Here is a 2595-nt window from a genome sequence, read left to right as displayed (position 1 = left end):
GTATTCTTTTCTTCGCCCGAGAGGAAGCAGCGATGCGAGAGACGAGGGCGGAGTTGTTTGACAACCGAAAGAATGCGAGCGAAGGAAAGTTTTCTTCTGCGAAGAAGAGAGCGAATCCCATACAAAATGATCTTAAGGGTCAAGATAGTAAGGGTGTATGGTGGATGCCTTGGCACTGGAACCGAAGAAGGACGTGGTTACCTGCGAAAAGCCCGGTCGAGCTGGATACAAGCATTGACGCCGGGATGTCCGAATGGGGGAACCCACTGCGTAAGCAGTATCTCGAAAGAGATGGGAACCGAGGGAACTGAAACATCTAAGTACCTCGAGGAGAAGAAAGAGAAATCGATTCCCTGAGTAGCGGCGAGCGGAAGGGGAAGAGCCCAAACCGAGTGATTCATCACTCGGGGTTGTAGGGCCACTGAGATCGAAGCCGAGACATAGCCGAAGTTGTTGGGAAGCAACACCATAGAGGGTGAAAGTCCTGTAGGCGAAATGTTGGAGCTAGTAAGTGGTACCTGAGTAGGTCGTTGTTCGTGGAACGATGACTGAATCCGCCCGGACCACCGGGCAAGGCTAAATATTCCCAGTGACCGATAGTGAACTAGTACCGTGAGGGAAAGGCGAAAAGAACCCCGGGAGGGGAGTGAAATAGAACCTGAAACCATACACTTACAAGCAGTCACGGCACCTTACGTGTGTTGTGGCGTGCCTATTGAAGCATGAGCCGGCGACTTAGTCTTGTGTAGCGAGCTTAAATCGAAGAGATGGAGGCGTAGGGAAACCGAGTCTGAATAGGGCGATTTAGTTACACGAGCTAGACTCGAAACCAGGTGAGCTAGGCATGAGCAGGTTGAAACTCCCGTGACTGGGAGTGGAGGACCGAACCGGTGCACGCTTAAACGTTCTCGGATGACTTGTGTCTAGGAGTGAAAAGCTTACCGAACCTGGAGATAGCTAGTTCTCCCCGAAATGTATTTAGGTACAGCGTCGAGTGGTGAATGTGGCGTGTAGAGCACTGACAAGGCTAGGGGGCCTACCAGCCTACCAAACCTTATCAAACTCCGAAGTGTCACAGTTCAAACTCGGCAGTGAGGCTGCGTGAGCTAACTTTCGTAGCCGAAAGGGAAACAACCCAGACCGCCAGCTAAGGTCCCCAAATTGTCGTTAAGTGGTAAAGGATGTGGAATTGCAGTGACAGCCAGGAGGTTAGCTTAGAAGCAGCTACCCTTTAAAGAGTGCGTAATAGCTCACTGGTCGAGTGATTCTGCGCCGAAAATGATCGGGGCTGAAACGACGTACCGAAGCTGCGGATGCACATCTCAGATGTGTCTGGTAGGGGAGCGTTCCAAATGCCGATGAAGGTTGACCGGAAGGACAGCTGGAGGTAATGGAAGTGCGGATGCCGGTATGAGTAACGATAAGACGGGTGAGAATCCCGTCCGCCGTAAGAACAAGGTTTCCTGGGGAAGGGTCGTCCTCCCAGGGTTAGTCAGGACCTAAGGTGAGGCTGAAAGGCGTAATCGATGGACAGCAGGTTAATATTCCTGCACCTTGACAGTGAGTGATGGAGGGACGCATTAGGATAATCAGATGGATCGTATGGTTGGTCCATTGTGAGTTGAAGACCTGAGGGATAAGAAAATCTGCCCTCTTTAAAGTTGACAACTACCACAAGCCTTCGGGTATGAGCTGATGATTTCAGGGTGCCAAGAAAAGCTTCTAAACTTATCGCTGTTGAGCCTGTACCGCAAACCGACACAGGTGTTCGGGTGTAAATGCACCAAGGCGCGCGAGAGAACCCTCGTTAAGGAACTTTGCAATTTAACCCCGTAACTTCGGGAGAAGGGGTCCCACAGCGATGTGGGCGCAGATAATCGGCCCTGGCAACTGTTTACCAAAAACATAGCACTGTGCGAACACGAAAAGTGGAAGTATACGGTGTGACGCCTGCCCGGTGCTGGAAGGTCAAGAGGAGCGGTGAGAGCTGCGAATTGAAGCCCCAGTGAACGGCGGCCGTAACTATAACGGTCCTAAGGTAGCGAAATTCCTTGTCGGGTAAGTTCCGACCTGCACGAAAGGCGTAATGATCAGGGCGCTGTCTCAACGAGGGACTCGGTGAAATTGAATTGGCTGTAAAGATGCGGCCTACCTGTAGCAGGACGAAAAGACCCCGTGGAGCTTTACTATAGTCTGACATTGGTGTTCGGACTTCTCTGCGTAGGATAGGTGGGAGCCATTGAAGCGAGGCTTTTGGGTTTCGTGGAGGCGACGGTGAAATACCACCCTGAGAAGTTTGGATTTCTAACTTGCAGATTCAACTGCAAGGACAGTGTTTGGCGGGTAGTTTGACTGGGGCGGTCGCCTCCCAAAGAGTAACGGAGGCGCCCAAAGGTCACCTCAGGACGGTTGGAAATCGTCTGCAGAGCGCAAAGGTATAAGGTGGCTTGACTGCGAGACGGACAAGTCGAGCAGGGTGGAAACACGGGCTTAGTGAACCGGTGGTACCGAGTGGAAGGGCCATCGATCAACGGATAAAAGTTACCCCGGGGATAACAGGCTGATCTCCCCCGAGAGTCCATATCGGCGGGGAGG

At 52.1% G+C, this 2595-nt stretch carries 1 rRNA gene; it reads left to right on the top strand.

Features of this window, described 5'->3' with window-relative positions:
• Window positions 1-137: 137 nt before the first annotated feature.
• A 23S ribosomal RNA gene (locus Q371_RS23235) occupies window positions 138-2595 on the top strand; the annotation flags it as partial.

Source organism: Deinococcus misasensis DSM 22328 (genome assembly GCF_000745915.1).
Classification (GTDB): domain Bacteria; phylum Deinococcota; class Deinococci; order Deinococcales; family Deinococcaceae; genus Deinococcus_C; species Deinococcus_C misasensis.
Note: the sequence above shows the minus strand (reverse complement) of the source record. Positions and strands in the feature narration are given on the sequence as shown.